Annotated in this window: 1 protein-coding gene; it reads left to right on the plus strand. The window is 57.0% G+C overall.

Annotated features, from left to right (window positions below):
* Positions 1-584, plus strand: a 584-nt coding sequence (locus tag BLQ14_RS15245; RefSeq protein ID WP_143004515.1) for a DUF3387 domain-containing protein, incomplete at its 5' end; no start/stop codon positions are given.
* Positions 585-1,033 lie beyond the last annotated feature (449 nt).

Consider the following 1,033-nt stretch of genomic DNA (forward strand, 5'->3'; position numbering starts at 1 on the left):
GCGCCTCGGTGAAACGGCTTTTCCTCATGTCGTCTGCTCCTTCAGGGTTGAGCAGACTCTACATCATGGTGAGGGATTTTGCGGGGGGCAGGTCAGAGGCGCTCAAGAAGCTGCTCAACGACGAGATCAGTGCTCGCGCCCGGTCAAACGTCGTCGAGAGCAAGAAGTTTTCTGAGCGGTTGGAGCAGGCCGTTGCGCGGTACCACACGAATGCGATCAGCACTGTCGAAGTGCTCCAAGAGCTGATCGAACTGGCGCATGACATTCGAGAGGCCAGGAAGAGGGGCGAGGAAGAAGGCCTGACCGAGGAAGAGATCGCCTTCTACGACGCTCTCGCCACCAATGAAAGCGCGATCGAGGTCCTTGGGAACGATTCACTCAAGCTGATCGCGCACGAGCTTCTGGAGAGCCTCAAGTCGAACGTGACTGTGGACTGGTCCCATCGCGAGTCCGCAAGGGCACGCATGCGGGTTCTGGTGAAACGCATCTTGCGTAAGTACGGGTATCCTCCAGACCTGCAGGACGCTGCGATCAGGACCGTTCTGCAACAGGCGGAAGCGCTGTCTTCGCAATGGGCCAATTGAGTGCCGTTGGTTCGAGAAAACAATGTTGATTTGAACCCACCGCGAGGCGCGGCACCGCTGGCAGCGCGCTCCACACCCGTCGGGACGCTGGCGAACGTCCGATCCCGGTCATTTCTGCGAGAATGCCACCCACATCAAAGTGTTCAGGTTTCGTTACAAAATAATGACGTGTTTCCAGAGCCTTGCGAAAAATTCACCAAATCTGCGCAGTCAACAGGTTCAGAGAGTATCGGCCCTGAGAGAGCGCTTTCTGACCTCTTGGCCCAGAGGCCAGTGCTCAGCCTCTCCCGCATAACCCTCGAAAACAACGGAAAAATCCGGCCGCAGCCGGATGGGGAGAACGCTTTCGCGGGGGCAAGTTGTTCACTTAACCTTCTTTCCGTGCGATAAGGGGAAAGGAGGAAGACCCAATGGGACAATCATCGACATCGAAGAAACGCAGGTCGCGG

It is taken from the genome of Meinhardsimonia xiamenensis (genome assembly GCF_900102905.1).
Lineage (GTDB): Bacteria > Pseudomonadota > Alphaproteobacteria > Rhodobacterales > Rhodobacteraceae > Meinhardsimonia > Meinhardsimonia xiamenensis.